This is a genomic window from Serratia sp. K-E0102 (assembly GCF_029962625.1).
GTDB classification, from domain to species: domain Bacteria; phylum Pseudomonadota; class Gammaproteobacteria; order Enterobacterales; family Enterobacteriaceae; genus Serratia; species Serratia sarumanii.
Genome location: NZ_CP124754.1, coordinates 1,366,549 through 1,391,100, shown reverse-complemented (window position 1 = coordinate 1,391,100; position 24,552 = coordinate 1,366,549). Strand labels below are relative to the sequence as shown.

The 24,552-nt window shown below is 61.6% G+C and carries 26 protein-coding genes and 1 pseudogene; 15 read left to right on the top strand and 12 right to left on the bottom strand.

The genetic code is table 11. From position 1 onward, the window contains the following. Positions 1-18 precede the first annotated feature (18 nt). Positions 19-1,122, bottom strand: coding sequence for a D-alanine--D-alanine ligase (gene ddlA / locus SSARUM2_RS06660; protein ID WP_049195873.1), 1,104 nt, complete (start codon positions 1,120-1,122; stop codon positions 19-21). A gap of 168 nt (positions 1,123-1,290) precedes the next feature. Here ddlA and SSARUM2_RS06655 point away from each other — a divergent pair, with 168 nt between their 5' ends. The 5 genes from SSARUM2_RS06655 to SSARUM2_RS06635 all read left to right on the top strand — a co-directional run bounded on the left by SSARUM2_RS06655 (position 1,291) and on the right by SSARUM2_RS06635 (position 6,294). After that, entirely contained in the window at positions 1,291-1,494 is a 204-nt protein-coding gene (locus SSARUM2_RS06655; protein WP_006324220.1) for a ParD-like family protein, read from the top strand. Continuing rightward, positions 1,491-2,285 carry a type I methionyl aminopeptidase gene (gene map / locus SSARUM2_RS06650; protein WP_060452738.1) on the top strand — a complete coding sequence of 265 codons (795 nt, stop codon included), beginning with the start codon at positions 1,491-1,493 and terminating at the stop codon, positions 2,283-2,285. The genes SSARUM2_RS06655 and map overlap by 4 nt, the downstream gene beginning before the upstream one ends. A gap of 125 nt (positions 2,286-2,410) precedes the next feature. After that, entirely contained in the window at positions 2,411-4,117 is a 1,707-nt protein-coding gene (gene dld / locus SSARUM2_RS06645; protein ID WP_047568764.1) for a D-lactate dehydrogenase, read from the top strand. A gap of 222 nt (positions 4,118-4,339) precedes the next feature. Further along, complete coding sequence (locus SSARUM2_RS06640) at positions 4,340-4,765, top strand: PAS sensor domain-containing protein (RefSeq protein ID WP_033647052.1); 426 nt, start codon at positions 4,340-4,342, stop codon at positions 4,763-4,765. Between the two features lie 5 nt (positions 4,766-4,770). Next, positions 4,771-6,294 carry a sulfite reductase flavoprotein subunit alpha gene (locus SSARUM2_RS06635; protein ID WP_060438974.1) on the top strand — a complete coding sequence of 508 codons (1,524 nt, stop codon included), beginning with the start codon at positions 4,771-4,773 and terminating at the stop codon, positions 6,292-6,294. 13 nt (positions 6,295-6,307) lie between these two features. Here the strand turns inward: SSARUM2_RS06635 and SSARUM2_RS06630 are convergent, their stop codons facing one another. From SSARUM2_RS06630 to SSARUM2_RS06620, 3 genes are read right to left on the bottom strand one after another with little or no spacing between them, the layout of a single operon-like run. Beyond that, positions 6,308-7,315: an iron ABC transporter permease gene (locus tag SSARUM2_RS06630; RefSeq protein ID WP_033653475.1), complete on the bottom strand. Its 1,008-nt coding sequence runs from the start codon at positions 7,313-7,315 to the stop codon at positions 6,308-6,310. Next, a complete protein-coding gene (locus SSARUM2_RS06625) occupies positions 7,312-8,268 on the bottom strand; it encodes an ABC transporter substrate-binding protein (RefSeq protein ID WP_060452737.1) in 957 nt (318 codons plus the stop codon). Before SSARUM2_RS06625 ends, SSARUM2_RS06630 begins: the two co-directional genes overlap by 4 nt. Before the next feature lie 16 nt (positions 8,269-8,284). Further along, a complete protein-coding gene (locus SSARUM2_RS06620) occupies positions 8,285-9,001 on the bottom strand; it encodes an ABC transporter ATP-binding protein (protein ID WP_060452736.1) in 717 nt (238 codons plus the stop codon). 598 nt (positions 9,002-9,599) lie between these two features. On the opposite strand from SSARUM2_RS06620, the gene SSARUM2_RS06615 reads away from it, so the two are divergent. Further along, positions 9,600-10,451 (top strand): DMT family transporter, encoded by an 852-nt coding sequence (locus SSARUM2_RS06615; protein WP_060452735.1) that lies wholly within the window; start codon positions 9,600-9,602, stop codon positions 10,449-10,451. A gap of 57 nt (positions 10,452-10,508) precedes the next feature. Here the strand turns inward: SSARUM2_RS06615 and SSARUM2_RS06610 are convergent, their stop codons facing one another. Beyond that, positions 10,509-11,099, bottom strand: coding sequence for a Yip1 family protein (locus tag SSARUM2_RS06610; RefSeq protein ID WP_033637547.1), 591 nt, complete (start codon positions 11,097-11,099; stop codon positions 10,509-10,511). 205 nt (positions 11,100-11,304) lie between these two features. Between SSARUM2_RS06610 and SSARUM2_RS06605 the strand changes: the two genes are divergently transcribed. The 5 genes and pseudogenes from SSARUM2_RS06605 to SSARUM2_RS06585 all read left to right on the top strand — a co-directional run bounded on the left by SSARUM2_RS06605 (position 11,305) and on the right by SSARUM2_RS06585 (position 14,911). Continuing rightward, on the top strand, positions 11,305-11,772 hold the full coding sequence (locus tag SSARUM2_RS06605; protein WP_049212816.1) for an acyltransferase: 468 nt from the start codon (positions 11,305-11,307) through the stop codon (positions 11,770-11,772). Continuing rightward, positions 11,772-12,314 (top strand): GNAT family N-acetyltransferase, encoded by a 543-nt coding sequence (locus SSARUM2_RS06600; protein ID WP_060452734.1) that lies wholly within the window; start codon positions 11,772-11,774, stop codon positions 12,312-12,314. The genes SSARUM2_RS06605 and SSARUM2_RS06600 overlap by 1 nt, the downstream gene beginning before the upstream one ends. A 104-nt stretch (positions 12,315-12,418) precedes the next feature. Continuing rightward, positions 12,419-13,270 (top strand): annotated as a pseudogene (locus SSARUM2_RS06595) (DUF1460 domain-containing protein). 130 nt (positions 13,271-13,400) lie between these two features. After that, entirely contained in the window at positions 13,401-14,213 is an 813-nt protein-coding gene (locus tag SSARUM2_RS06590) for a MetQ/NlpA family lipoprotein (RefSeq protein WP_033653481.1), read from the top strand. A gap of 158 nt (positions 14,214-14,371) precedes the next feature. Continuing rightward, the gene (locus SSARUM2_RS06585; RefSeq protein ID WP_033653482.1) at positions 14,372-14,911 is read left to right on the top strand and encodes a GNAT family N-acetyltransferase; all 540 of its coding nucleotides are present in this window, start codon (positions 14,372-14,374) and stop codon (positions 14,909-14,911) included. 229 nt (positions 14,912-15,140) lie between these two features. Here the strand turns inward: SSARUM2_RS06585 and SSARUM2_RS06580 are convergent, their stop codons facing one another. From SSARUM2_RS06580 to SSARUM2_RS06570, 3 genes are all read right to left on the bottom strand, one after another. Further along, the gene (locus SSARUM2_RS06580; RefSeq protein ID WP_033653484.1) at positions 15,141-16,061 is read right to left on the bottom strand and encodes a DUF808 domain-containing protein; all 921 of its coding nucleotides are present in this window, start codon (positions 16,059-16,061) and stop codon (positions 15,141-15,143) included. A 102-nt stretch (positions 16,062-16,163) separates the two neighbouring features. Beyond that, entirely contained in the window at positions 16,164-17,129 is a 966-nt protein-coding gene (locus tag SSARUM2_RS06575; protein ID WP_226907352.1) for an alpha/beta fold hydrolase, read from the bottom strand. A gap of 79 nt (positions 17,130-17,208) precedes the next feature. Continuing rightward, on the bottom strand, positions 17,209-17,613 hold the full coding sequence (locus tag SSARUM2_RS06570; RefSeq protein WP_049234983.1) for a VOC family protein: 405 nt from the start codon (positions 17,611-17,613) through the stop codon (positions 17,209-17,211). 75 nt (positions 17,614-17,688) lie between these two features. On the opposite strand from SSARUM2_RS06570, the gene SSARUM2_RS06565 reads away from it, so the two are divergent. Beyond that, positions 17,689-18,144: a GNAT family N-acetyltransferase gene (locus tag SSARUM2_RS06565; protein WP_033647069.1), complete on the top strand. Its 456-nt coding sequence runs from the start codon at positions 17,689-17,691 to the stop codon at positions 18,142-18,144. 34 nt (positions 18,145-18,178) lie between these two features. On the opposite strand, the gene pbpG is transcribed toward SSARUM2_RS06565, so the two are convergent. The 3 genes from pbpG to SSARUM2_RS06550 form a co-directional block, all read right to left on the bottom strand. Then, positions 18,179-19,108 carry a D-alanyl-D-alanine endopeptidase gene (gene pbpG / locus SSARUM2_RS06560; RefSeq protein WP_041033978.1) on the bottom strand — a complete coding sequence of 310 codons (930 nt, stop codon included), beginning with the start codon at positions 19,106-19,108 and terminating at the stop codon, positions 18,179-18,181. Positions 19,109-19,259: 151 nt separating this feature from the next. Beyond that, a complete protein-coding gene (locus SSARUM2_RS06555; protein WP_049234984.1) occupies positions 19,260-20,363 on the bottom strand; it encodes an adenosylhomocysteinase in 1,104 nt (367 codons plus the stop codon). Between the two features lie 45 nt (positions 20,364-20,408). Next, positions 20,409-21,353 (bottom strand): GlxA family transcriptional regulator, encoded by a 945-nt coding sequence (locus SSARUM2_RS06550; RefSeq protein ID WP_049234986.1) that lies wholly within the window; start codon positions 21,351-21,353, stop codon positions 20,409-20,411. 91 nt (positions 21,354-21,444) lie between these two features. Here SSARUM2_RS06550 and SSARUM2_RS06545 point away from each other — a divergent pair, with 91 nt between their 5' ends. Both SSARUM2_RS06545 and SSARUM2_RS06540 read left to right on the top strand, forming a co-directional pair. After that, positions 21,445-22,122, top strand: coding sequence for a DJ-1/PfpI family protein (locus tag SSARUM2_RS06545; RefSeq protein ID WP_047568783.1), 678 nt, complete (start codon positions 21,445-21,447; stop codon positions 22,120-22,122). A gap of 50 nt (positions 22,123-22,172) precedes the next feature. Beyond that, on the top strand, positions 22,173-22,736 hold the full coding sequence (locus tag SSARUM2_RS06540; protein WP_033647075.1) for a DedA family protein: 564 nt from the start codon (positions 22,173-22,175) through the stop codon (positions 22,734-22,736). A gap of 16 nt (positions 22,737-22,752) precedes the next feature. Here the strand turns inward: SSARUM2_RS06540 and SSARUM2_RS06535 are convergent, their stop codons facing one another. Then, positions 22,753-23,646 carry a LysR family transcriptional regulator gene (locus SSARUM2_RS06535; protein ID WP_033637531.1) on the bottom strand — a complete coding sequence of 298 codons (894 nt, stop codon included), beginning with the start codon at positions 23,644-23,646 and terminating at the stop codon, positions 22,753-22,755. 112 nt (positions 23,647-23,758) lie between these two features. Here SSARUM2_RS06535 and SSARUM2_RS06530 point away from each other — a divergent pair, with 112 nt between their 5' ends. After that, on the top strand, positions 23,759-24,196 hold the full coding sequence (locus tag SSARUM2_RS06530) for a PACE efflux transporter (protein ID WP_041033976.1): 438 nt from the start codon (positions 23,759-23,761) through the stop codon (positions 24,194-24,196). Positions 24,197-24,552 lie beyond the last annotated feature (356 nt).

The following is a 24,552-nucleotide window of genomic DNA, read 5'->3' as shown; positions in this document are numbered from 1 at the left end:
CGCCGCCCCCTGCCGCGTTTAGCGATCGAACACCGAACTGTTCAGCGCGCGATCCTGCTGGTGGCGCTCCAGCGCCAATTCGATCAGGCGCGTGATCAGCGCCTGATAGCTGACGCCGCTGGCGGCCCACAGCTTGGGATACATGCTGATATTGGTGAAGCCCGGCAGCGTGTTGATTTCGTTGATCACCACCTGGTTGTCCGGCGTCAGGAACACATCCACCCGCGCCAGGCCAAAGCACTCCAGCGCGCGGAACGCCTTCAGCGCCACCTCGCGGATGTGGTCGCTCACTTCCGGCGCGATTGCCGCCGGCACCACCACCTGAGCGCCCTGCTCATTGATGTATTTGGTGTCGTAAGCATAGAAGGCGTCGCTCAGCACGATCTCGCCGCATACGCTGGCCTGCGGATCGTCGTTGCCCAGCACCGCGCACTCGATCTCGCGGCCGACGATCGCCGACTCCACCAGCACCTTATGATCGAAGCTGAAGGCCAGCGATACCGCCGCGTCGAACTCGGCGCGATTTTCCACCTTGCTGACCCCGACCGACGAGCCCTGGTTGGCCGGCTTGACGAACAGCGGCAGGCCGAGGCGCTCGCTCAGTTGCTCAAACGTGAATCCGGCGCGGTTGGCGCGGGTCAGGGTGACGAACGGCGCCACCGCCAGCCCGGCATCGCGCAGCAGGCGCTTGGTCACGTCTTTATCCATGCTGACCGCCGAGCCGAGCACGCCGGCGCCGACGAACGGCATATTGGCCATGCGCAGCAGCCCCTGCAGCGAGCCGTCCTCCCCCAGCGTGCCGTGCACGATCGGGAAGATGACGTCGAGTTGGCCCAACGCGCCGGCGCTGCCCGCTTCGATCAGCTGTTGTTTTTCCTGGCCCGGGATCAGCGCCACGTTCTTGTTCGAGCGGTTCAGCGCGATCAGCGCCGGGTTCTCGGCGTTGAGCAGGTAGTTGGAGGCGTCGTTGATGTGCCACTGCCCCTGTTTGTCGATCCCCAGCAGCGTGACGTCAAACTTCTCTTTGTCGATTGCATCCACAATGTTTTTGGCCGACTGCAGCGACACCTCATGCTCCGCCGACTTACCGCCAAAAATCACCCCAACACGTAGTTTAGTCACGCCTTAAATCCTTCTGAAAAATCATGGCAAAAAAGTCGTTTATCACAATAAACGCATTGCCTGGCGGCGGCAATCGTTGTTGCCAGAATCTTCTTACGCCACAGAATGCCACATCGCCACCATCCTAAACGTATACACTTCGTATATCGTTCACTTAGGGAGACGCCGATGGGCATCGTAAAAATTTCAGACGCGCTGCATGACGATCTGCGCCTCGCCAGCCTGACCATGACGCGTTCGATCAACGCGCAGGCCGAGTACTGGATCAAGATCGGCATGCTGGCGGAGTTCCATCCGGAACTGACCTACCCGCAGCTGGTAAAAAAAATGATGAAAGATAACGCGCTGACGCTGAAGGAGATTGTCGGGTGAAACAGATTGTGATTAAAACGCCGGAAGAGATTGCCAAAATGCGCCATTCCGGCGCCCTGCTGGCGAAAGTGTTTGCTATGCTCGATGAGGTCATCGTCGAAGGCATCTCCACCATGGAGATCAATGACCGCGCCGAGGCGTTTATCGTCGAAGAGCTGAAGTCGCGCCCGGCCAGCAAGGGGCAGTATGATTTCCCCTATGTGCTCAACACCTCAATCGACGACGTGGTGTGCCATGGGGTGCCGTCGGCCAGCAAAATCCTGCGTTCCGGCATGATCGTCAACGTGGACATCACGCTGGAAAACGGCGGCTACATCGCCGACTCCAGCAAGATGTACTGCATCGGCCAGGTGACGCCGCTGGCCAAACGGCTGGTGAGCAACGTCTATGAATCGATGTGGCAGGGCATTCGCGCGGTGAAACCGGGCGTCACCCTCGGCGATATCGGCCATGCCGTCCAGCGGCACGCCGAGCAGGCCGGCTACAGCATCGTGCGGGAATATTGCGGCCACGGCATCGGCCGCGATATGCATGAAGAGCCGGCGGTGCTGCACTACGGCCAACCCGGCAGCGGTCTGGTGCTGCAGGAAGGCATGGTGTTCACCATCGAGCCGATGATCAACCAGGGCGACCGCCGCATCAAGCAGAAGAAAGACGGCTGGACGGTGGTGACGCGTGACAAAAAACTGTCGGCGCAGTGGGAGCATACCGTGGCGGTCACCGCCGACGGCGTGGAGATCCTGACGCTGCGCGACGAAGAGCGCCGGGCCGGCTACGCCGAGCGTTACTAAACCCGCAAGCCATTAGCCTGGCAAGCTGATAGCTTAATAAGTTATTTAATTGATAACCTCTTAGCTTATATGCGGCACTCCGGCGCCGCGGTTAAAGTGACGGGGATGACAGGGAGACAGACAGCATGCAGTCAGGCAATCAGGCGTTTATCAATCAGCTCAAGGACATCGTCGGCGGCCCGCAGCTGTTGACCGGCGATCGCAACACCGAGCGGTATCGCAAGGGGTTCCGCTCCGGCGAAGGCCAGGCGCTGGCGGTGGTGTTTCCCACCAGCCTGTTGCAGCTGTGGCGCATTTTGCAGGCCTGCGTGGCCGCCGACAAAATCGTCATCATGCAGGCCGCCAATACCGGCCTGACCGAAGGATCGACCCCCAGCGGCAACGACTATGATCGCGACATCGTCATCGTCAGCACCCTGCGCCTCGACCATATTCAGGTGCTGGACAACGGCAAGCAGGTGGTCGGCTTCCCCGGCAGCACCCTGCACCACCTCGAGAAATTGCTCAAACCCTACGGCCGCGAACCGCATTCGGTGATCGGTTCCTCCTGTATCGGCGCCTCGGTGATCGGCGGCGTGTGCAACAACTCCGGCGGCTCGCTGGTGAAACGCGGCCCGGCCTATACCGAAATGGCGCTGTACGCCCAGCTAGGGGAAGACGGCCAGCTGCGCCTGGTGAACCATCTGGGCATCCGCCTCGGCGACACGCCGGAAGAGATCCTCACCCGGCTGGAAAAAGGCGACTATCGCCCGACCGACGTCGAATACGGCGAGCTGCGCGCCTCGGATAACGAGTACGCCAGCCGGGTGCGCGACGTCGATGCCGATACCCCTTCCCGCTTTAACGCCGACAAACGCCGCCTGTTCGAGGCCTCCGGCTGCGCCGGCAAGCTGGCGGTGTTCGCGGTGCGGCTCGACACCTTCGAGAAAGAAGGCAAAGAGCAGGTATTCTATATCGGCACCAACGACACCGCGGTGCTGACCGAGCTGCGCCGCCACATGCTGAGCCAGTTCGAAAACCTGCCGGTGGCCGGTGAGTACATGCACCGCGATATCTTCGACATCGCCGAGGTGTACGGCAAAGACACCTTCATGATGATCGACAAGCTCGGCACCGATCAGATGCCACGCTTCTTCACCCTGAAAGGCCGCATGGACGCCAGCCTCAACAAGCTGCCGCTGCTGCCGCACAACCTGACCGACCGGCTGATGCAGGGCCTGAGCCATCTGGCGCCGAGCCACCTGCCGAAGCGCATGAAGGACTACCGCGAACGTTTCGAACATCACCTGCTACTGAAGATGGCCGGCCCCGGCGTAGACGAAGCGCAGCGCTACCTGACCGAGTACTTCGCCCAGGCCGAAGGCGCTTTCTTCGCCTGCACGCCTGACGAAGGCAAAAAGGCCTTCCTGCACCGCTTCGCCGCCGCCGGCGCCGCCGTGCGCTACCATGCGGTGCACGCCGACAAGGTGGAGGATATTCTGGCGCTGGATATCGCCCTGCGCCGCAACGACACCGACTGGTTTGAAACGCTGCCGCCGGAAATCGACAGCCAGCTGGTGCATAAGCTGTATTACGGCCACTTTATGTGCCACGTCTTCCATCAGGACTACGTGGTGAAAAAAGGCGTCGACAGCCACGCACTGAAAGAAAAGATGCTCGAGATCCTCAACCGGCGCGGCGCCGAGTACCCGGCGGAGCATAACGTCGGCCACCTGTATCACGCCAAACCGGATCTGCAGGCGTTCTACCGCGCCGCCGATCCGACCAACAGCTTCAACCCCGGCATCGGCAAAACCAGTAAACGCAAAGGCTGGGCCGAAGTCCCCCGCTAAGACCGCCCGATTGGCCCGCCGCCGCACCCGGCGCGGGCCTACTCTCCCCTGCCTGCCTCATCGTGATCTTTCTGCGCCCTTAAAGATGCATTTATATTGCAACTTATAAATTTCCCGATTACCATTCATCGCAAATGAGAATCAATTACAAAACTGTCATGACGGATACATGGCATCCGCCGTGGCAATCACCGCGAAGTTGTTAATGAGAAGGAACCTACCATGAGTCAGACCCTCGATTCCGCCCAGCTGTTAGCCGCGCTCGATAAAGTGATGGTGATCTCCACCACCGATCTGCAAGGCACCATCACCTACGTCAACGATCTGTTTTGCCAACTGACCGGCTTTTCCCGGGAAGAGCTGGTGGGCCAGCCCCATAGCATCGTGCGCCACCCTTCCGTGCCGAAAGCGGTTTACAAAGCGATGTGGGACACCATCAAGGCGGGCGGCATCTGGACCGGCATCATTCCGAACGTCGGCAAAGGCGGCGTGCTGTACGTGGTCGACACCACAGTGCAACCGCTGTATGACGCCCAGGGCAATATCGCGGCCTATATCAGCATCCGCCGCGTGATCAACGATCTGATGACCGACTTCGAATCGGTGGAATTCGCCAAAGAACAGTTCGACAACCACTACGACAAGTAACCGCCATGGCCGACCTTATCGAACGCATCCTGATTGGTTACGGTTCGGAGTCGGGCAACGCCCGGGCGCTGGCGATGCGCCTGGGCGAGCAAAGCAGCCTGCAACCCTACCGCCCCGTCGTGAAAGAACTCAACGCCATCCAGCCCGCCGATGTGGGCGAGCATGACGCCCTACTGATCGTCTCGAGCTCATTTGGCGACGGCGAACCGCCCGCCAACGCCGAACGTTTTTCCGACGCGCTGGCGCAATGGCCTAACCGCCATCGGTTGCGTTACGCCATCTTCGGCCTCGGCGACACCGCGTACCCGCATTTCTGCGGCTTCACGCAGGCGCTGGATGCACGCCTGACGCAATACGGCGCCCACGCCATCGTCAATCGCGTCGACGCAGACGTTAACTTCGAACCGTTCTTCGCAACCTGGCTGACGACGCTGGATAAGGTGCTGGCCGGCGATGCCCAGGCCGGCCGCGATTTACATCTGCGCGTAACCGCCTACGGTGAAGACCATGCGTTCAGCGCCGCCCTCCTCGAACGGCGGCCGCTCAGCGCACGCACGCCACAGGCCTGGCACCTGCGGCTGAATATCGCCGGCAGCGGCATCGTTTACCGGGCGGGAGATACCGTCTATCTGTTGCCGGAGAACGACGAAGGATTATTGACCCGGCTGGCTGACTGGCTCGGCAGGCCGGAGGCCGCCGACGCGCTGCGGCGTCGGGAGCTGCGCCAGCTCAGCAAAATGACGCTGCGCGAACTGGCGCAGTTGGCCGACAGCGAAGAACTCAAAGGCTTGCTCAAGATCCGCCAGCGCAAAGCCCTGGAGAGTTATCTGTACGGCGCCGATCTGCTGGACGTGCTGCACGATTTTTGCCCGCCGCACGCGGTCACGCTGGAGAACCTGCTGACGCTGCTGCCCGTTTGCCTGCCGCGCGCCTACTCCATCGCTTCGGCAACGCGGGAAGAGAGCCTCGATCTGTGCGTGCGCGACGTGCATTATGAACGCGGCGGCCGCACCCGGCGCGGCACGGCGACCGGCTGGCTGCTCAGCCAACCCGGCCCTTTCCGCCTCTTCTGCCGCGCCAACCCCGGCTTTTACCTGCCGCGCGATACCACCGTACCGGTGCTGCTTATCGGTACCGGTACCGGCATCGCACCGTTGATTGGCTTACTGCGCGAAATGGCCGCCCAGGGCGAACGGCGTGAAACCGTGCTGATCTTCGGTGAGAAAAGGCGCGATGAAGACTTCCTGTATAGCGAGGAGTTGGTCACGCTGAACGCGGCGGGCGTACTCACGCGGCTCATCACGGCATTTTCGCGCGACACCGCCGACAAGTATTACGTGCAACACGCCATCGACGATCACGCCGATGTCGTCAGCGGCCTGCTGCGGCGGGGGGCGCATGTCTACCTGTGCGGCAATCGTCAGTATCTGGAACATGCCGTGGCGACGGCGCTGGAGCAAGCCCACGGGGCGGAAAACCTGTGGCAGACGCTGATTGAGCAGCAGCGCCTGCATCTGGAGCTCTATTGAGACAGGGCGGCGTTCACCGCTCCGCGCGCAGCAGCAAGGACACGATGAACGCGCCCCCCAGCCCCGCCGTAATGATGCCGATGGGCAGTTCCTGATTGGGGATCAGGCTGCGGCTGAGCATGTCACCGCCGGTCAGCAGCATCGCCCCCAGCATGCCGCACATCGGCACGGACAATCGGTGGCGCACGCCCACCAGGCTCCGGGCCAGATAAGGCACCATCAGCCCGACAAAGCCGATCACGCCCGTCAGCGAAACGAGAAACGCCGTGGACAGTGCGCAGCACAGAAAGGTCTCGGTGCGCAGCCGCGCCACGTTGACCCCCATCGAATGGGCGGTTTGCTCGCCCGCCAGCAGCGCGTCCAGCGCCCGCCAACGCAGCGCCGTAAACCCGGCCAGTAGCACGAAACTCGCCAGCGGAATGAACAGATTATCCCAACGCGCCAGCCCCAGCCCGCCGAGCGACCAGAACAACACCGAACCGGCCGCCCGCTGATCGCCGGAAAACACCAGGTAGCTGGTGAGCGCGCTAAACAAAAATGAGACCGCCAGGCCACAGACGATCAACTGCTCGGCGCGCCTGACCCGGCTGACGCGAAACAGGATCATCACCGCCATCGCGGACAGAATGCCGCCGACGAAAGCGGACAGCGGCAACGTCAGTGCGCCCAGCGCATCACCGAAGCGCGTGATGACCAGCACCGCGCCGGCGGAGGCACCGGAAGAGAGCCCAAACAAAAAAGGATCGGCCAGCTCATTGCGGGTGGTGGTCTGCAGCAGCGCGCCGGTCATCGCCAGTCCGGCGCCGGTTAACGCCGCCAACAAAGCCCTGGGCACCCGCAGCTGCACGACGATGGTGTCCAGCATGCCGGAAAGCGGCGCCGAACCGAGCCCTAACGCCGCAAACGCCTGCCGCCATGACAGCGCGACGCTCCCCAGCTGCAGGCTCCAGATCATTAGCCCGCACAATACCGACAGCGCCAGCGGTGCGAGCAGCATAAAGCGCCGAGTCGGCGAGTTCATTCAGCCTCCGGCGCGTACAGCGCCCGCGCCAGCTTTTCCACTGCGCCGATGTTGGCCGGCCCCGGCGTCAGCTCCGCATACTGCAGTTTCAGATAGCGGTGGTGCCGTACGGCAGGCGTCAATTTCATCAACGGGTGAGACTCGAGGAAGCGCCGCAGCGCATCGGCGCCCGAACCGGTCTGGTAATCCAGCAGAATAATGAAATCAGGCTCGGCCGCCGCTACCGCCTCCCAGGACGCCGTCGTCCAGCTCGCCGGCAAACCGTCCATCACGTTGCGGCCGCCCGCCGCTTCGATGATCGCCGTCGGCATAGCGTATTTGCCGCTGGTGAAAGGCTTCTCCTCCCCCGAGTCATAGACGAACACCTTGAGCGGCGGCTGGCCCGCCGGCCTGGCGGGAAGCGCAGCCAACCGGCGCTGCCAGCCCTCAACCAGCGCGGTGGCCTCTTGCTGCTTGCCGAAAATCTTGCCGAGCTTCAGCTCATCGTCATACAGCAGGTTCATATCGGCCTTCTGCGGCCGCCCGCCGGCCTGTACGCAGCTCTCGCTCAGCACCAGCGTTTTGATGCCGAACGGGGCGAGCTTCTCCGGCGTGACGTCGCCGCCGATCTTCATGCCGTAATTCCAGCCGGCGAAAAAGAAATCCGGCTGTGCCGCCAGCAGCGTTTCCAAAGCGGGATATTTCGGCGCCAGCTCGGGAATGGTGCCCATCGCGGCCTTGAAGTCGGGCGTCAGTTTGTACCAGCCGGTGATGCCGGTCAGCCCGACAATGCGATCCTGCAGATGCAGTGCAAAGGCCATCTCGGCCATGTTGATGTCGTTGATGACGGCGCGCTGCGGCGCCTGGTTGAAGGTGACCGGCACACCGCAGCTTTCTACGGTGACGGGAAATTGTTCAGCCGCCGCCGACCTGGCGGCCAACAGCAGAAGCAGGATGAATACGCGTGTGTTCATGTTTCTCTCTGGTTTATCAAGCGCAATGGGGAACGTCAAAAATGCGCAGCGTTTTCCCGCTGACGGGATGTGCCACCTTGAAACTGTTCATGCCGAACACCGGCAGAATCACCGGGGTCTGCAACACCGCCTCGGGCGTACCACAGGCCACCTGACGGCTTTCGTTGAGCACCAGGATCCGATCGGCAAACGCCTCTGCCACGGGCAGATCGTGCAAGACCGCAATCACGGCGATGTCTTTATTTTTCACTAACGACAGCAGCGCCGAGCGCCCGGGCGGATCGAGGTGATTGGTCGGTTCATCCAGCAACAGCAGATCGGGAGACTGCGCCAACGCCCGAGCCAGCGCGGCACGCTGGCGCTGGCCGCCCGAGAGCCGCCCCAACGGATGGCGCCTGAGCGGCGCCAACCCGGTTTCCCCGATGGCTTCGTCAACGATGCGCTTTCCCGTCGCAGAACATACGCCATGCGGCAAACGGCCCAACGCCACGTAGTCCTCAACCGACAGCCGCAAATCCGGCGAATCGTTTTGTGCCAGAAAGGCGATGCTTCTGGCGCGCTCCGCCGCCGGCCACGCGGACAAGGCGCGCCCTCGCCAGTAAATGCCGCCGCTGTCCGGCCGCGTTTCACCGATCAGGGCACGCAACAGGCTGGACTTGCCGCTGCCGTTAGGGCCGATCACCGCCAGCTTCTCACCGGCGTGCAGCGCGAAATGGATGTTGTCGAGTATCAATGCCCCGCCGTGGCCGGTCAGGCTAATCCCATCAACGTGGAGGATGTCGTGAACTGAATTCATTATGCGCAAATTGTTATATTATAACATATCAATATTTTTACCACGATTACGCGCCTTCTGCAAAAGCGAATCGCAGCGTCTTTCGTCGCACGCATTGCGTGAACCGAGGCAAGAGCAAGCCGCGCCCTCTGCGTCAAAACTGCGCGGCCAAAGCAACATAGCATACCTCTCAATAAATGATAATGATTTTCATTATCATTTAAATCACTGCGATTTCCGATTGCACGCCCCGCTGAACTTAGTTATGTTTGAGCGATTAGTTTCATTCCCGGTTTTCAGGAACTCACATGGCCTACCTGGCGCACAGCACAGATCCGACAAACGCGACCGTTCCGGCCGCCGTTTTGCTGTGTGCTTCTTCCGCTCCACCCGCCGTTTCCTCTGTCGTTTCAGCGGTTGCCGCTTACCCGCCACGCATTGTGGTCGTGCGCTAAGCCAAACCGACTTTTTACCTCCGGCTTATTGATCTGTTGCGTTCAGGCGTAGACCGCCGCGCGCGCCGGAGCCTGTAATTTTCACGACAGGTGAAATTGACATGCGATTACCTTCTCTCTGGGCCAATGCCGGCCTGGCTACGCTGTTCGTCCTGCTTTGGAGCAGCGGCGCGATTTTCTCCCGTTGGGGGCTGGAGCACGCCTCCGCCTTCGCTTTTCTGTTCTTCCGCTGCGCCATCGCGCTGGCGGTGCTGTTGGCCATCGGCCTGTGGCAGCGCCAGTGCCTGCCCGCCCCCGGCACCCGCCGGCGCGTCGCGCTGATTGGCGTGCTGATGATCGGCAGCTATCAAATCTGCTATCTGCTGGCGTTGGAACAGGGTATTACGCCCGGCGTGCTGGCCACGTTGCTTGGCGTACAGCCGATCCTCACCCAGTTCATCACCGAACGGCGCTGCACCGGGCTGCGGGCGCTCGGCCTGGCGCTGGCGATGGCCGGGCTGACGCTGGTGGTGTACCAAAGCCTGATGGTGGCCCACTTCTCGCTGAGCGGCATGCTGTTCGCCTTTATCGCGCTGGGCTGCATGACCGCCGGCACCCTGCTGCAAAAAGGCATGACGCAGCCGCCGCTGGCGGTCTTGCCGCTGCAGTATGCCGTCGGGCTATTGATGTGTACGCTGGCGCTGCCGTTTGAGCCGCTGCGGGTCGAGTGGCGGCCAGAGTTCGTGCTGCCGCTGCTGTGGATGGCGGTGGTGATCTCGGTGCTGGCGACTTTCTTGCTGTATCGCCTGATCCAGCGCGGCAACCTGGTGCAGGTCACCAGCCTGTTCTATCTGATCCCGGCGGTCACCGCCCTGCTGGACTACCTGCTGCTCGGCCACACGCTGGCGGCGCTGAGCCTGCTGGGCATGGCGGGCATCGTGCTCGGCGTGATGCTGGTTTTCCGCCGCGCATAAAAGCAAAAGCCCCCGCGCCGTTCCACCGGCGCGGGGGCGACAACAACAGCCGTTAACTCAGAATAACCAGGAACCGTACCCCCACAGCAGCACCGTCACCCCAAGCAGCAGCTCGAGCAACAGAATGCCGATGGCGAAGGTCGAGCTGGAGAAGATGAACCCTTCCTTACTGTCGATATTCAGGAAGTGCGGGATCCCCAGATTCAGCAGATAGCCCGAATAGCACAGGCCGATAATGCCGACAAACAGACACAGCCAGACGACCGGATAGAGCGCCACAATCCCGCTGAGGAACATCGGGGTCGCCACGTAGCCGGCGAACACCATGCAGCGGTGCAGGCTGGGGCGCGATTCATAGCGCCGCGCCATCCAGTGAATGACTTTCCCCATGGCCGCTACGCCCGCCAGCATCAGCAGGTAAAACGCCACGGCGGTATAAAGCGCGGTAAACATGTCGAGCCTGATGGCATGTCCCTCGCCGGAGAGCCAGCCCAACTGGGTGGTGCCGATAAAGGCGCAGACCACCGGGATTGCTGCCAAGAGCAACACGTGATGGGTGTATAGGTGCGAGACGCTTTCATTCTCGTTTTTGATCTGTTCGAACTCGGCGCTGGGATGCGCCAGAAGTCCCCAAACATGACTGACCATGAGACACCTCCTATCTCGCCGTAGGCCGCGATCGGCGAACGAATTTCACACCTCCGACGGACTGCTACCCGTGCGAGGATTGCGGCCACGGGGCTCTCTCCCCTGTACTCATTATAGTCTTTCGGCGAAAAAACGTGCGGAAAGCGCAACGCCGCGGCGCTTTGTCTTATACTCCCACCATAAAAACCAGGCTGCGAGGAAGGCCATGTCATCCGTTATCACCACCCGCCAGGCGGGGATCGTCGACGTCGACGCCGGGCGCAACGTCACCGTTATCGAGCCCTGCAATTTGTACGGCTGCCGGCTCGGCGACGATGTCTTCGTCGGCCCGTTCGTGGAGATCCAGCGCCACGTCAGCATCGGCGCGCGCAGTAAAATTCAGTCGCACAGCTTTATCTGCGAATACGTTACCCTCGGCGAAGCGTGCTTTGTCGGCCACGGCGTCACCTTCGCCAACGATCTGTTCAAAGACGGCGCGCCCAATGCCGATCCGGCCAGCTGGGGGCGCACGCGCGTCGGCGATCGGGTGTCCATCGGCTCCGGCGCCACCATCCTGGCGGTGGAGATCTGCAGCGACGCGGTGATCGGCGCCGGGGCGGTCGTGACCCGCAACATCACCCGCAAGGGGATTTATGCCGGCAACCCGGCGCGCCTGCTGCGGGAGCTGCCGTAATGACCGCGGTCATCCGCATCGCGGCCATTGAGGCGCTGCCCGATGATTACCTGACGCGCGGCGATTTCGGCTTTACCATCCGCTGTTACGCCCTGCCGCAGTTCGACACCCCGGTCGACAGCTGGCCAACCCGCCCGGTGGCGCCGTTTCGCAAACAGTATCCCTTGGCGCCGTTCGCCAACGAAGACAGCGCGACTTTCCTGGCGTATCGCCAGGACCAAGCCGTTGGCCACATCACGCTGAGCAAAAACTGGAACGGTTACACCCTGATCGACGAGATCGCGGTCAGCGCTCACGCGCGCCGTCAGGGCATCGCCGGGGCGCTGCTGGACTGCGCCAAACAGTGGGCGCGGCAGCAGGAAACCTCAGGTATGATGCTCGAAACGCAGAACAACAATCTGGCCGCCTGTCGCTGCTACCAGCATTACGGGTTTATTCTCGGCGGCATCGACCGTTTGCTGTACCGCGCCGAGCCGGAGATCGCCGATCACGAAATCGCGCTGTTCTGGTATTTGCCGTTCAATAGCGAAATCGGTTACTGATTTATCGGCCGCCATTGAGGCTATGTTTACTTTTTAACCCCTACCATCGGATGAGAACTGTTATCACTGACTCTGATAAGCCAGCGACACCCAGGGAGGGCCGTATGAACCAGAACAAGGTTGTTTTACTGATGTTAGCTATCGCCATGAGCGGATGCGCCGAGCGCCCCACCGCCGTCTCCCCCGCAACGCCGCCGACCGACGTCACCGTTTCGCCGCCGGCTGTGCAACCGCAGATGGACGCCAGCACGCGCAGCAAGCTGCATGAGATCCTCGCGCTGCGCGCCGGTTGGCCCGCCACGCAGCCGCATGGCCGCACCGTCGATTTGATTTCGCGCGAGTTTCTCGGCACGCCCTATCTCGCCAACCGCCTGATCGGTTCGCAGAGCACGCCCGAGCAGCTGGTGATCGACTTCCGCGGGCTGGATTGCTTCACCTACATCGATTATGTGGAAGCGCTCAGCACCGCCCGCAGCGAGGGCGAGTTCGTACAGCGCCTGGTAGACATTCGCTACGTCGACGGCAAAATCGCCTTCCCGCAGCGCAAACACTTCTTCACCGATTGGGCGTAGCGGCCGAAAAAAGTGGCTGAAGACATCACCGCGCGGCTCAGCCCGCACGCCGTCACCCTCGTGAAAACCCTCAACCGCAAAGCGGATGGCGGCAGCTACCTGCCCGGCTTGCCCGACGTACAACGCAGCGTGACCTATATCCCCAGCGACCGCATCGACGACAAGGTGCTGGCCCAGCTGCGCACCGGCGATTACATCGGCATTTACACCAACCTGGACGGGCTGGACGTGACCCACACCGGCATCTTCGTGATGACCGACAACGGCCCGGTGCTGCGCAACGCCTCATCGCGCAAGGCCAACATGCGGGTGGTCGATTCGCCCTTTATGGATTACGTGATGGCCACGCCGGGCATCGTGGTGCTGCGTTCGCTCAGCCGGTAATCCCCCGCCGCATAACGGCTATAAGCTATAGCCGTTTATGCTGAGCGAGCGTTTGACTTCATCGGCGGTTCAAGCTTAGCTGTAAGAACAAAAACCAACTGATTTTATTGTTCTTTTCAGGGAGACTTCGATGACCTTACGCTGGCGTATCACCCCTCTGGCGGCGGCCTTCGCCGCCGTTTTGGCGCTTCAGGGCTGCGATCAAAAAACCGATCGGAACCATATCAAGGTCGGCGTCATCAACGGCGCGGAACAGGACGTGGCGGAAGTCGCCAGGCAAGTGGCGAAAGAGAAATACGGACTGGACGTCGAGCTGGTCGGCTTCAGCGGTTCGCTGCTGCCGAACGACGCCACCGACAAGGGCGAACTGGACGCCAACGTGTTCCAGCACCGCCCGTTCCTCGAACAGCAAAACAAAGATCACGGCTATAAGCTGGTGGCGGTCGGCAATACCTTTGTCTTCCCGATGGCCGGCTACTCCAAAAAGATAAAATCGCTCAAAGAGCTGCCGGACGGCGCGGTGATCGCCATCCCGCTCGATCCGACCAACCTGGGGCGCGCTCTGCTGCTGCTGGAAAAAACCGGATTGATTACGCTGAAACAAGGCAAGGGGTTGTTGCCCACCGCCCTGGACATCAGCGCCAACCCGCACCGTTACCAAATCATGGAGCTGGAAGGCGCGCAGCTGCCGCACGTGCTGGACGATCCAAAGGTCACCGTCGCCGTCATCAGCACCACCTACATCAACCAGACCGGCCTGTCGCCGACCAAAGACGGCATCTTCATCGAGGATAAAGACTCGCCGTACACCAACATCATCGTCACCCGCGAAGACAACAAGGACGCGCCGAACGTGCAGAACTTCATCAAAGCCTATGAGTCTGACGAAGTGGCCAAGGCCGCCGAGAAAATCTTCAACGGCGGCGCGGTGAAAGGCTGGTAATTCCAGGCACAGCGCCACAGGGGCTCTCCCCAAAGAGCCCCTGCCACATCATCATCGCCTTTTCTTATCTCACCATAAGAAAACCCGATTTATCCCGGCGGCGAGCGGCGCGCATAATGGCGTTTATCCGCTGATTTCCAAGGTAAACAGGCATTACCATGACGCTCTCCGCTCCCGTACTCAGCCTCCTCGATGCCACGCCGGACGATATGGCCGCCGTGCTGCAAATTTACACTCACCACGTGCTGTACGGTGCCGCCTCGTTTGAAGAACAGCCGCCGCCCCTGGCGGAAATGCAGCTGCGGCTGAGCAAGGTGCAAGAAGCCGGGCTGCCCTGGCTGGTGGCGAAAAGCGAAGGCCATATTGTGGGCTACTGCTACGCCACGCCGTATCGGCCCCGGCCGGCCTATCGTTTTACCGTGGAAGACTCGGTGTATATCGCCGAGGGGCAACAGGGTAAAGGCGTCGGCAAGGCGCTGCTGAGCAAGCTTATCGCCCGCTGCGAGCAAGGCCCCTGGCGCCAGATGCTGGCGATCGTCGGCGATTCCGCCGCCAACCGCGGTTCGCTGGCGCTGCACCAGTCGCTCGGCTTTACCAGCGTCGGGACGTTAAAGGCCGTGGGGTTCAAACTGGGGGAATGGCGCGACACCCACCTAATGCAGCGCGCGCTGGGCGCGGGCGACAGTCAGCATCCTTGAATACATGGCGACGCACGATAGGAAGTTAGCGTCTATAGTGAAGAGTGATTTCATTAAGTTAGCGCCAATCGTGCGCCACATTTAACCGGTAAGGGAGAAGTAAATGAAAATTATTCTGTGGATTGTCGCCATCATCTTCATCGTGGGTTTGTTGACGATTACCGGCGTTCTCAAACTGATTTTTTAAAGCGTCAGCTCCGTCCCGCCCCTTGCGGGGCGAGACTTTTCATCATGCCTTGAAACGCGCGCGCACCGCGCCCAGCGCCGACACCACCGCCAGCACCACGCCGCCGGCAATCGCGCCGAACACCACGTTCAGCAGAGCTGGAATGACACCCTGCAAAATATGCCCCAACGTCGGCACCACCGTAGCGTAGGAAGCCCAGTCCTCAAACAGATGGTGCACCGGCGGCAGACCGTGGGTCAGGATGCCGCCGCCGACCATAAACATGGCGACTGTGCCGACGATCGACAGCGTTTTCATCAAATAAGGCGCGGCGCGCACGATGCCGCCGCCGACGGCGCGCGCCAACGCGCTGCCCTTGCGGCTCAGGTACAGCCCCAAATCATCCAGCTTGACGATACCGGCGACGATGCCGTAAACCCCCAGCGTCATCACTAGCGCGATGCCGCACAGCACGATCACCTGCTGACTGAAAGTGGCGCCGGCGACGGTGCCCAACGTAATGGCGATAATCTCGGCGGATAACACGAAATCGGTACGCACAGCCCCTTTTATCTTGCGCTTTTCATAGGCCGCCACATCCTCATTGGCGCCCGGTCCGTCTTGCTTATCCTCATGCGCCTGCTTGTCTTGGCTCAGGCTGTGATACACCTTTTCGAACCCTTCGTAGCACAGGTAGGCGCCGCCCACCATCAGCAGCGGCGTGATCGCCCAGGGCGCGAAAGCGCTGATCAGCAGCGCCAGCGGCACCAGGATCGCCTTGTTGATCAGCGAACCTTTGGCGACGCTCCACACCACCGGCAGTTCGCGGTCAGCTTTAACGCCAGTGACCTGCTGCGCGTTGAGCGCCAGATCGTCCCCCAGCACCCCAGCGGTTTTTTTGGCCGCCATCTTGGTCATCAAAGAGACATCGTCCAGCAACGAGGCGATGTCGTCGATAAGGGTAAGTAAGCTACTTCCTGCCAAAATGATTCATCCTTTTCATGTTCACGGGCCATTCTATATTTAGCATAGCGGTAAAGCGTCATGAAAGGATATGGGAGGATCGCGGAAAACGCCGGGTGGAAGTTAAAACCTCTCGCCTGACAGTCCCTCATCAGCTCCGAGAGCGAACGCGCGTGAGATATGTTGAAGGACCGGGCCGTGGGCCTCAAAGACGCACGATAAATGCGTACTGCCCTCAAGCAAACCAAAGGCAACATGCACGCTGCCATGCTGTTCGACGAAACGCTGCAAGGATTGCGCGCTGAACAACTCATCCTGCGCTGCCGCCAGCAGCAAAGTCGGCAATCGCAGCGCCGCCAGTTGCTTTGCCGGGGTGCGTGGCGTCAACGCGTTAGCCATATTAACGCTGTATTGGCAGACAAAATCGGGGGAGGCGGCCAGCACGGCCGGGGGAAAATTCAGGCTGACCGCCCGAGACTGCCCAAACCATCGCCCACCGCTGAGCGCATTGGCCACAAAAGGCCATTGGCGCACCTGGGCAAAACGGGCCGCCGCCGCCAGATCGCGGGCCATCCCGGAAAATGGCCCCAGCTCGGGTGCCAGCAGGATCAGGCTGTCCGCCTGCTGTTCACAAGGATAGCGGGTCAGGTAGTTGAGCAACATCCCGGCGCCGCTGGAATGGCCAAGCAGGTGCCTGCGCGCTAACGGAAAACGCAGGCGCATTTCCGCCAGGATGACATCGACATCGCGCCAAATACGCTCAGGCCGCTCAACCGTCCCCCGCTCTCCCATGGAATCGCCATGCCCGCGAATATCGACCAGGCACACCGCGAGCGTTGGCTCGGCAGCCAGCTGGCGCGCAAGAATGTCATACCCGGCGGCGCTGTTAACCCCGCCGCCGTGATAAACCACGATCACGTCTTCGCTCTCGGCAGTTTGCCGATACAGGCGGTAGCTCAATCCCTCAACACAACCGGACAACGTGCCCACCTGTGCCCCCGGCCACTCACCGTAAGACTTCGCTTGCTCAACATAGCGGTCAAAATCAATCAAATCGCACCTTTCCATGATGTTGTCGGTATTCCCCACGGCAGAGTTCCTGCCCCGGCGATAAGCATATGAAACAACAGCAGGAACTACCATGCCTTTTGCACACTTCCCCTTAGCCTCAGGGCAGATCCCCCGCCGGCACATTGAGCTGCCAGGAGAGCCCAAAGCGATCGTTGAGCCAGCCGAAACGCGCGCTGAAGCCGTAGTCGTCGAGCGGCATCAGCACCTTACCGCCCTCCGCCAGGCGGTGGAACGCCCTCTCCAACGCTTCTTCGTTAGGCAGGTTGATGAACAGCGACACCGCCGGGGTAAAGCTGAAATCATGGCTGATCGGGCTGTCGATAAACACCAGGTTCTGCCGATCGAAATCGATGGTGGCATGCTTGATTAACCGCCGGCCGTCCGGCGTCGGGTCGTAATGCTGCACCTGCATGAGCCGAAAACGCTCAAACACCTGGCTGTAGAGGTCGATCGCCTGCTGCGCCTCCCCCTGGAACATGACAAAGGTCGAAACCTGACTCATAACATCCCCTTCGGTAATCGTTGTGGTATTAATGGAGGATAGCGGATTACCCTTGAAGCGGCGAAAGGAGCAACCATGAGCATCATTCATCGCCTGGCGCAGCCGGACGATCTCAACGGCCTGTTGGCTCTGTATCGCGAGCTGCGCCCACAGGATGCGCCGCTGCGCAGCGACGACGCGCGTCGTGCCCTGCAGCGCCTGCTGGACGATCCGGCGATCCGTCTGGTGGTAGCGGCGCAAGAGGAACAGCCGATCGCCACCTGCATGCTGGCGCTGATCCCGGGGCTGGCGCATCAGGCGCAGCCGTTCGGCGTCATCGAACACGTGGTGACGGCGGAGCCCTATCGCGGCCACGGCGTGGCGCTCGCGATGATCGAATACGCGCTGCAGCTGGCCTGGCGCAAGGGCTGTTACAAGGTGATGCTGCTGTCGGGGCAGCAACGCACCGGCGCGCACCAGCTTTATCTCAAGGCGGGTTTCGACGGCGATCGCGAGCGGGGATTTGTCATCAGACGGCCCGAGGGCCGATAGCGGCCTGCCGCAAACGGGCAGGCCGCCAGGCGGGTTATTCGCTGTCGTTCTTCGCCAGACGGGCGTCTTTTTGGCGGCGATAGTCACGGGCGGCGGCCGGGATCGGCGTCACCTTGCCGGTTTCAATCCAGCTGCGCAGCCGGTTGGCGTCGGCGAAGTGGGTATATTTGCCGAAGGCGTCCAGCACCACCAGCGACACCGAGCGGTTACCGATCACCGTGCGCATCGCCAGGCAGTGGCCCGCCTGGTTGGTGAAGCCGGTTTTGGTCAGCTGGATGTTCCATTTCGGGTTGTACACCAGGTGGTTGGTGTTGCGGAACGGCAGCGTGTAGTTCGGATCCTTGAAGCTGGCCATGCGCTCGGTGGTGGTGCTGAGCTGGCCGATCAACGGGTATTGCTTGGTGGCGATCAGCAGCTTGGTCAGATCGCGCGCCGTCGACACGTTATGAATAGACAGCCCGGTCGGTTCCACATAATGGGTATTGGTCATGCCCAGCGCCCTGGCCTTGGCGTTCATCGCTTTGATGAAGGCGTTGTAGCCCCCCGGATAGTGGTGCGCCAGGCTGGCGGCGGCGCGGTTTTCCGACGACATCAGCGCCAGCAGCAGCATATCCTTACGGCTGATTTCGCTGTTCAGCCGCACCCGTGAATACACCCCTTTCATCTCCGGCGTCTGGCGGATGTCCACCGCCAGCATCTCGTCGAGCGGCAGGTGCGCGTCGAGCGTGACCATGGCGGTCATCAGCTTGGTAATCGAGGCGATCGGCACCACTTCATCCGGGTTGCGCGCATACATCACCTTATGGGTTTGCATATCGACGACCATCGCGCTGCCGGAGGCCAGCTCCGGTTGGGTGGCGTGCAGGGCGGCGGCGTTGTCGCTGGCCAACGCGCGCGGCGCAAAGCCTGCGCCCGCCTGCAAAGCGAGCAGGGTCAGAACCAAAACACGTATTTTCACAGGCATTACTCTGAAATGGGGGCTTGAACTCAGCGAATTATATGTGAGGGTTCAGCGCTTGGCACTGGGATTGTATGGCGGATTTGTGACAAATTCTGTCCGCTGAAAAACGACGCAGCCCGCGGGCGCTCTGGGATGAACGCCCGCGTGGAAAAAGTTACAGCGCCGGCTGCCAGGCCGACTGCGGCAACAGGTACAGCCCCGGCGTTTGCCGCGCCCCGGCGCCGACGATATGGCCGATGCCGGCCGCCATCACCGCCAGCGTCACATCGAAGGCGTTAAGGCTGTCGCCATAGCCGGCGGTCAGGTTAAACATCGAGCCGTTGGCCAGCAAATACACCGTCTTCTCATTAAGTTGGTAAGCGTTCACATAAGGCATCGGCTCGTGGTGCGGCAGGCCTTGCAGGAAGCCGACGTCGATCTCTTCCGCCACGTGGCCGACGTTGAGGATAAACACGCCGTCTTGCGCCTGTTGCAAATGCTGCGCCGAGAGCACGTTTTTCGCGCCGGTTGCGGTAGCGATCACGTCCGCCTGCGCGACGGCGCTCGCCAGATCCACCACCTGCCAGCCGTCATAACGCGCCTGCAGCGCGCGCGCCGGATCGATTTCCGCCACCATCACCTGGCCGCCGTAAGCCCTGGCCGCCGCCGCTGTCCCCTGCCCGACCAGGCCGTAGCCAATCACCAGCACGCGCTTTTCGTGCAGCGTCAAATGGGTGGTCTGGAAGAAGGTGTGCCAGGCAGTCAGCCCAACCATATGCCGATTGTGCAGCCCCTCTTTCACCGGCAGATCGTCCCAGTTGAAGATCGGGTAGCGCGGCGCCACGCCGTTTAACCGGCTGATGCCCGAGCCGGTGGCTTCCAGCCCGGCGACGATCCGCGGGCCGTTCGGCGATTGGTGCAAACGGGTGGTCAGATCCGCCCCCATTTCGCACAGGTGAGTCGGCTGCCAGGCCAGCGCGCGGTCGAAGGACTCCGACCATTCGCCGGCGTTCATGTCGCGCCAGGCATAGGCCTGCGCGCCCCGCCGTTCCAGCCAGGCCACCACGTCGTTCTGCACCGTGGTGGGATTGCAGGTGGTCAGGAAGATCGCCGCGCCCTTATCCAGCAGGCCGGCCACCAGCGGCGCCATTTTCAGATCCAGGTGCATATTGCACGCCAGCCGCACCCCGTGCAGGTCCGGCAACGCCGCCACCGCCGCCCGGGTGCGCGGCATATGGCGCATCGCCCAGTTCAATTCGCTCTCGAAATCCTGATACATCCGTTGCTCCTCTGGTGTGCCCCGCCGCCAGGCGTGGCAAAAAAGTTATCCCGCGCGGCCGAGCCGGCGGATCGCCTGCGGCGACAGGCCAAATACGCGGATAAACGCCCGCCTCATGCGCTCCGGATCGCTGAACCCCACCGAGCGAGCAATCGCCTCCAGTGGCTCGGCGCTCTCTTCGATGCGCACCCTAGCCGCCTCCACCCGCAGCTGTTCGATCACCTTGGCCGGCGTCTGCCCGGTTTCGGCGCGGAACAGCCGGCCGAACTGGCGCTCGCTCAGGCAGGCGGCGTCGGCCAGATCCGCCACCGACAGCGGCAGGTGCAAATGCTCGCGCGCGAACGACAGCGCGGCGCGCATGCGATCCGACGACGGGTTCAACGCCAGCAGCAGCGAGTACTGCGACTGCCCGCCGGGGCGCCGATGATAGACCACCAGCTGCCGCGCCACGGCCGCCGCCAGGGTGGCGCCAAGGTCGTCTTCTATCAACGCCAGCGCCAGATCGATGCCGGCGCTGATGCCGGCCGAAGTCCAGATATCGCCGTCGCGAATGAAGATACGGTTGCTGTCGACGCGGATGCGCGGATAACTCTGCTGCAGCCGCGCCGCATGATACCAGTGGGTGGTGGCGCGCTTGCCGTCCAGCAAACCGCAGGCCGCCAAAATAAACGCGCCGGTGCACACGCTGGCGATGCGCCGCGCTCGCCGGCTGTGGGTGGTCAGGAACCCCGTCAGCGCCGGTGACTGCGCCGCCATCACGTTGCCGCTGCCGCCGGCCACCACCAGCGTATCGAAACGCTCATCGCCGCACGGCTGCGTGGCGATCTCCACCCCGGCCGAGCTGGCGACCATCCCGCCCTGCGGCGAGATCGCTACGCAGCGGTAGGCCGGCGGGTCGGTAAACTGGCTGACGTTATCGAACGCCGCCAGCGGGCCGGCAAAGTCCAGCAGGTTGAAACCGGGAAAAACCACAAAACCGATCGTTTTCATGATGGCGCTTTTTGAGGGTTATCTGTCATACCAGCCAAAAACAGGGCGGCTATTATGGCCCAGGTCCAACGATAAAAATGAGGCGAATGTCATGTCTGAACCACTCGTGATTGTATTTCCCATCTATCAAGGCGTCACCCAGCTCGACTTCACCGGCCCGCTGCAGTTTCTGCGCCATATGCCGGGGGCGGAAATCATCGTCGCTTCGGTAGACGGCGCGGATGTCGAATCGGAAGGCTTGCACTTCACCCAGCTGCGCCCGCTGCCGGAGATCGCGCGCTGCGACGTGCTGTGCGTGCCGGGCGGCAGCGGCTGCACCCAGGCGCTGCAGGATAAAGCGTTCATGCAGCAAATCCGGCGGCTGGGCGCCGATGCCCGCTACCTGACATCGGTGTGCACCGGTTCGCTGATCCTGGCCGCGGCCGGCCTGCTGGCGGGCAAACGCGCCGCCTGCCACTGGTCGATGCGCGACAGCCTGAAGCTGTTCGGCGCCATCCCCAGCGCTGCACGCGTAGAGCGCGACGGCAACGTGATCAGCGGCGGCGGCGTCACCGCCGGCATCGATTTCGCGCTGGCGCTGATCGCCGAACTGCACGGCGAAGACACAGCCCAAACGATCCAACTCTATCTGGAATACGCCCCGGCCCCGCCGTTCACGGGCGGCACGCCGGAACTGGCCCCGCCGCACATTTATGCCAGGGTACAGGCGCAGATGGCGGAAAGCCTGGCGCGGCGCAGAGCATTGGTGGCCCAGATCGCCCAAGGCTAGCGATCGGGCGTATACTTGCCCTTATGCGTCAGTCACATAAGGAGTAAGGAATGACCGATTTGGCCCACTACATTACGGACTACGGCTACTGGGCGTTGTTTATCGGCTGCCTGGCTGAGGGAGAAACCATCACGCTGCTGGGCGGCATCGCCGCCCATGAAGGCTTGCTGCACTGGCCGTGGGTGATCGCGGTGGTGGCGCTGGGAGGTACGCTGGGGGATCAGCTGCTGTACTTCGCCGGCCGCCGGTTCGAAGGCCGGGTCATCTCGCGGCTCAAGGGGCAGGAAAAGCGCATCGCGCGCGCCAGAAAGCTGATCGCCCGCCACCCAATGCTGTTCGTTATCGGGGTGCGCTTTATGTACGGTTTCCGCATCATCGGCCCGGTGCTGATCGGCGCCAGCCGCCTGCCGCCGTCGCGCTTCGTGCCGCTCAATATCCTCGGCGCCATTCTGTGGGCGACGATCTTCGTCATGCTCGGCTATTTTGGCGGCCAGGCGATCGAACGCTTCGTTACCGGCTTCGACAAAAAACTCTCCAGCCTGCTGTTTGTCGCGCTGGCGATCGCCGCCATCCTGCTGGTGCGCTTCTGGTGGCGCAAACGCCACGCGGAATAAGCAAGCGTAGCGGGCGTCAGCCTTCCTGCGGTGCCGCGCGCATCAGCTCGACCAGTTCGCGCGCCGCCTTGTCCAGCGGGCGATTCTTCAGCCAGATCAAATGCATCGGCAAGCGCAGCTCGTTCTTGGTGTTTTTGAATTTCAGCCGTACCAGCCGCCCCTGCGCCAGCAGCGGCTCGGCCAGCGACAGCGGGAAATTGCCCCACCCCAGGCCCGCTTCCACCATGTTCAGCGCCATCGGCAGGCTGTCGGTGCGCCAGTAGGCCTCCGCCACCTGCGGGCGCAGATCGCCGATCGGCAGATCGCGGCTGGCCACCATGATCTGCCGCACGTTGACCAGATCCTCGAGAAACAGTTCGCCCGCCGCGCCGTCCAGCGCCGGATGCTGCGGCGAGACCATCGCCACCAGCGATTCCGCGCCGACGGAGTGGAACTGCTCCGCGCTGTTGATGTTTAGCCCGCCGAACGCCAGGCAAACGCCAATGCGCTCCTGGTGCAGCATGTGCAGCACGTCGTCCTGCGGCGCGCTGAGCACTTCGATGTTCAGTAGCGGATAACGCTGCGACAGCGTCTTCACCGCCGCCAGCAGGCTGGCGCCGTTAATGTCCGACGCCACGCCGATCGAAAGCCGGCTCTCCAGCCCCTGAGACAGTTCGATAGCGTGCACCTGCAGCTGCTTGAGCTGCCCGGCGATCAGGCGGGCGTGCGGCGCCAAGGCCAACGCCAGCGCGGTCGGCGTCGGTTCACGGTGCGAGCGATCGAACAAGGCGAAACCGAGTTCCGCCTCCATGTTGGCGATGCCCATGCTGACAGCGGACGGTACGCGCCGCAGCGCGCGGGCGGCGGCGGAAAACGAACCGCGATCGAGCACCGCCAGAAACAGTTCGATATTGTCGCTGGAAAAGTTCATCGTTTAACCTGTCAGTTAAACTGACAGCTCCTGACTTTTTCTATCAATGTGATTGACGTTATCTTAGCCGCCGTCGCCGCAGAGGCAACTAAAAACAGATCGGGAGAAAACAATGCAAGGCGTCAAACGCAAACTGGTGTATGTCACCGCTTATGAAATCATCGGCATGGCGATCTCGGCGCTGGGGCTGGCGCTGCTGTCGGGCCATGCGCCGAGCAGCACCGGGCCGCTGGCGGTGGTGATCACCACCATCGCGGTCAGCTGGAACTTCATTTACAACTCTTTATTCGAGTGGTGGGAAAGCCGCCAGCTGTCGCGCACCCGCACGCTCAAGCGCCGCATTTTGCACGCCGTCGGCTTTCAGCTGACGCTGGTGGTGTATCTGATCCCGCTGATCGCCTGGTGGATGGGCATCACGCTGTGGCAGGCGCTGCTGCTGGATATGGCGCTGATCGTCATCATTCCTTGCTACACCTTCCTGTTTAACTGGGCGTTCGACAAGCTGTTCGGCCTGCCGGCTTCGGCTCTGGCGGCCGGTGAATCCGCCTAAAAAGCCCCCGCGTCCGATTCGCCTGCGCACGCTAATTACTGCGCAGGCGCCATCGCTTTATTTTCCGCCCGCCTTCCCCCTCACGCAAAATAACGTCAAAATCCCTTTAATTTGCGCGGTAATTATTATTCTGTGATTTCAATCACTTTTATCGTTCGATATTTCCGTGTTGATAATGAGACTCATCTTACTGAATAATATGCGCTTTTGTTTTCAGTTTAAAAAATACACACAATTGTTCACGCTTTGTACGCAGGTTTTTTTGCCAGCTTTATCGGGAAACGGTAGCATGCCACGCCGTTATTTAACGGCGGCTGTATACACAATAAACAGCGGAATGATGCCACGACCTCATT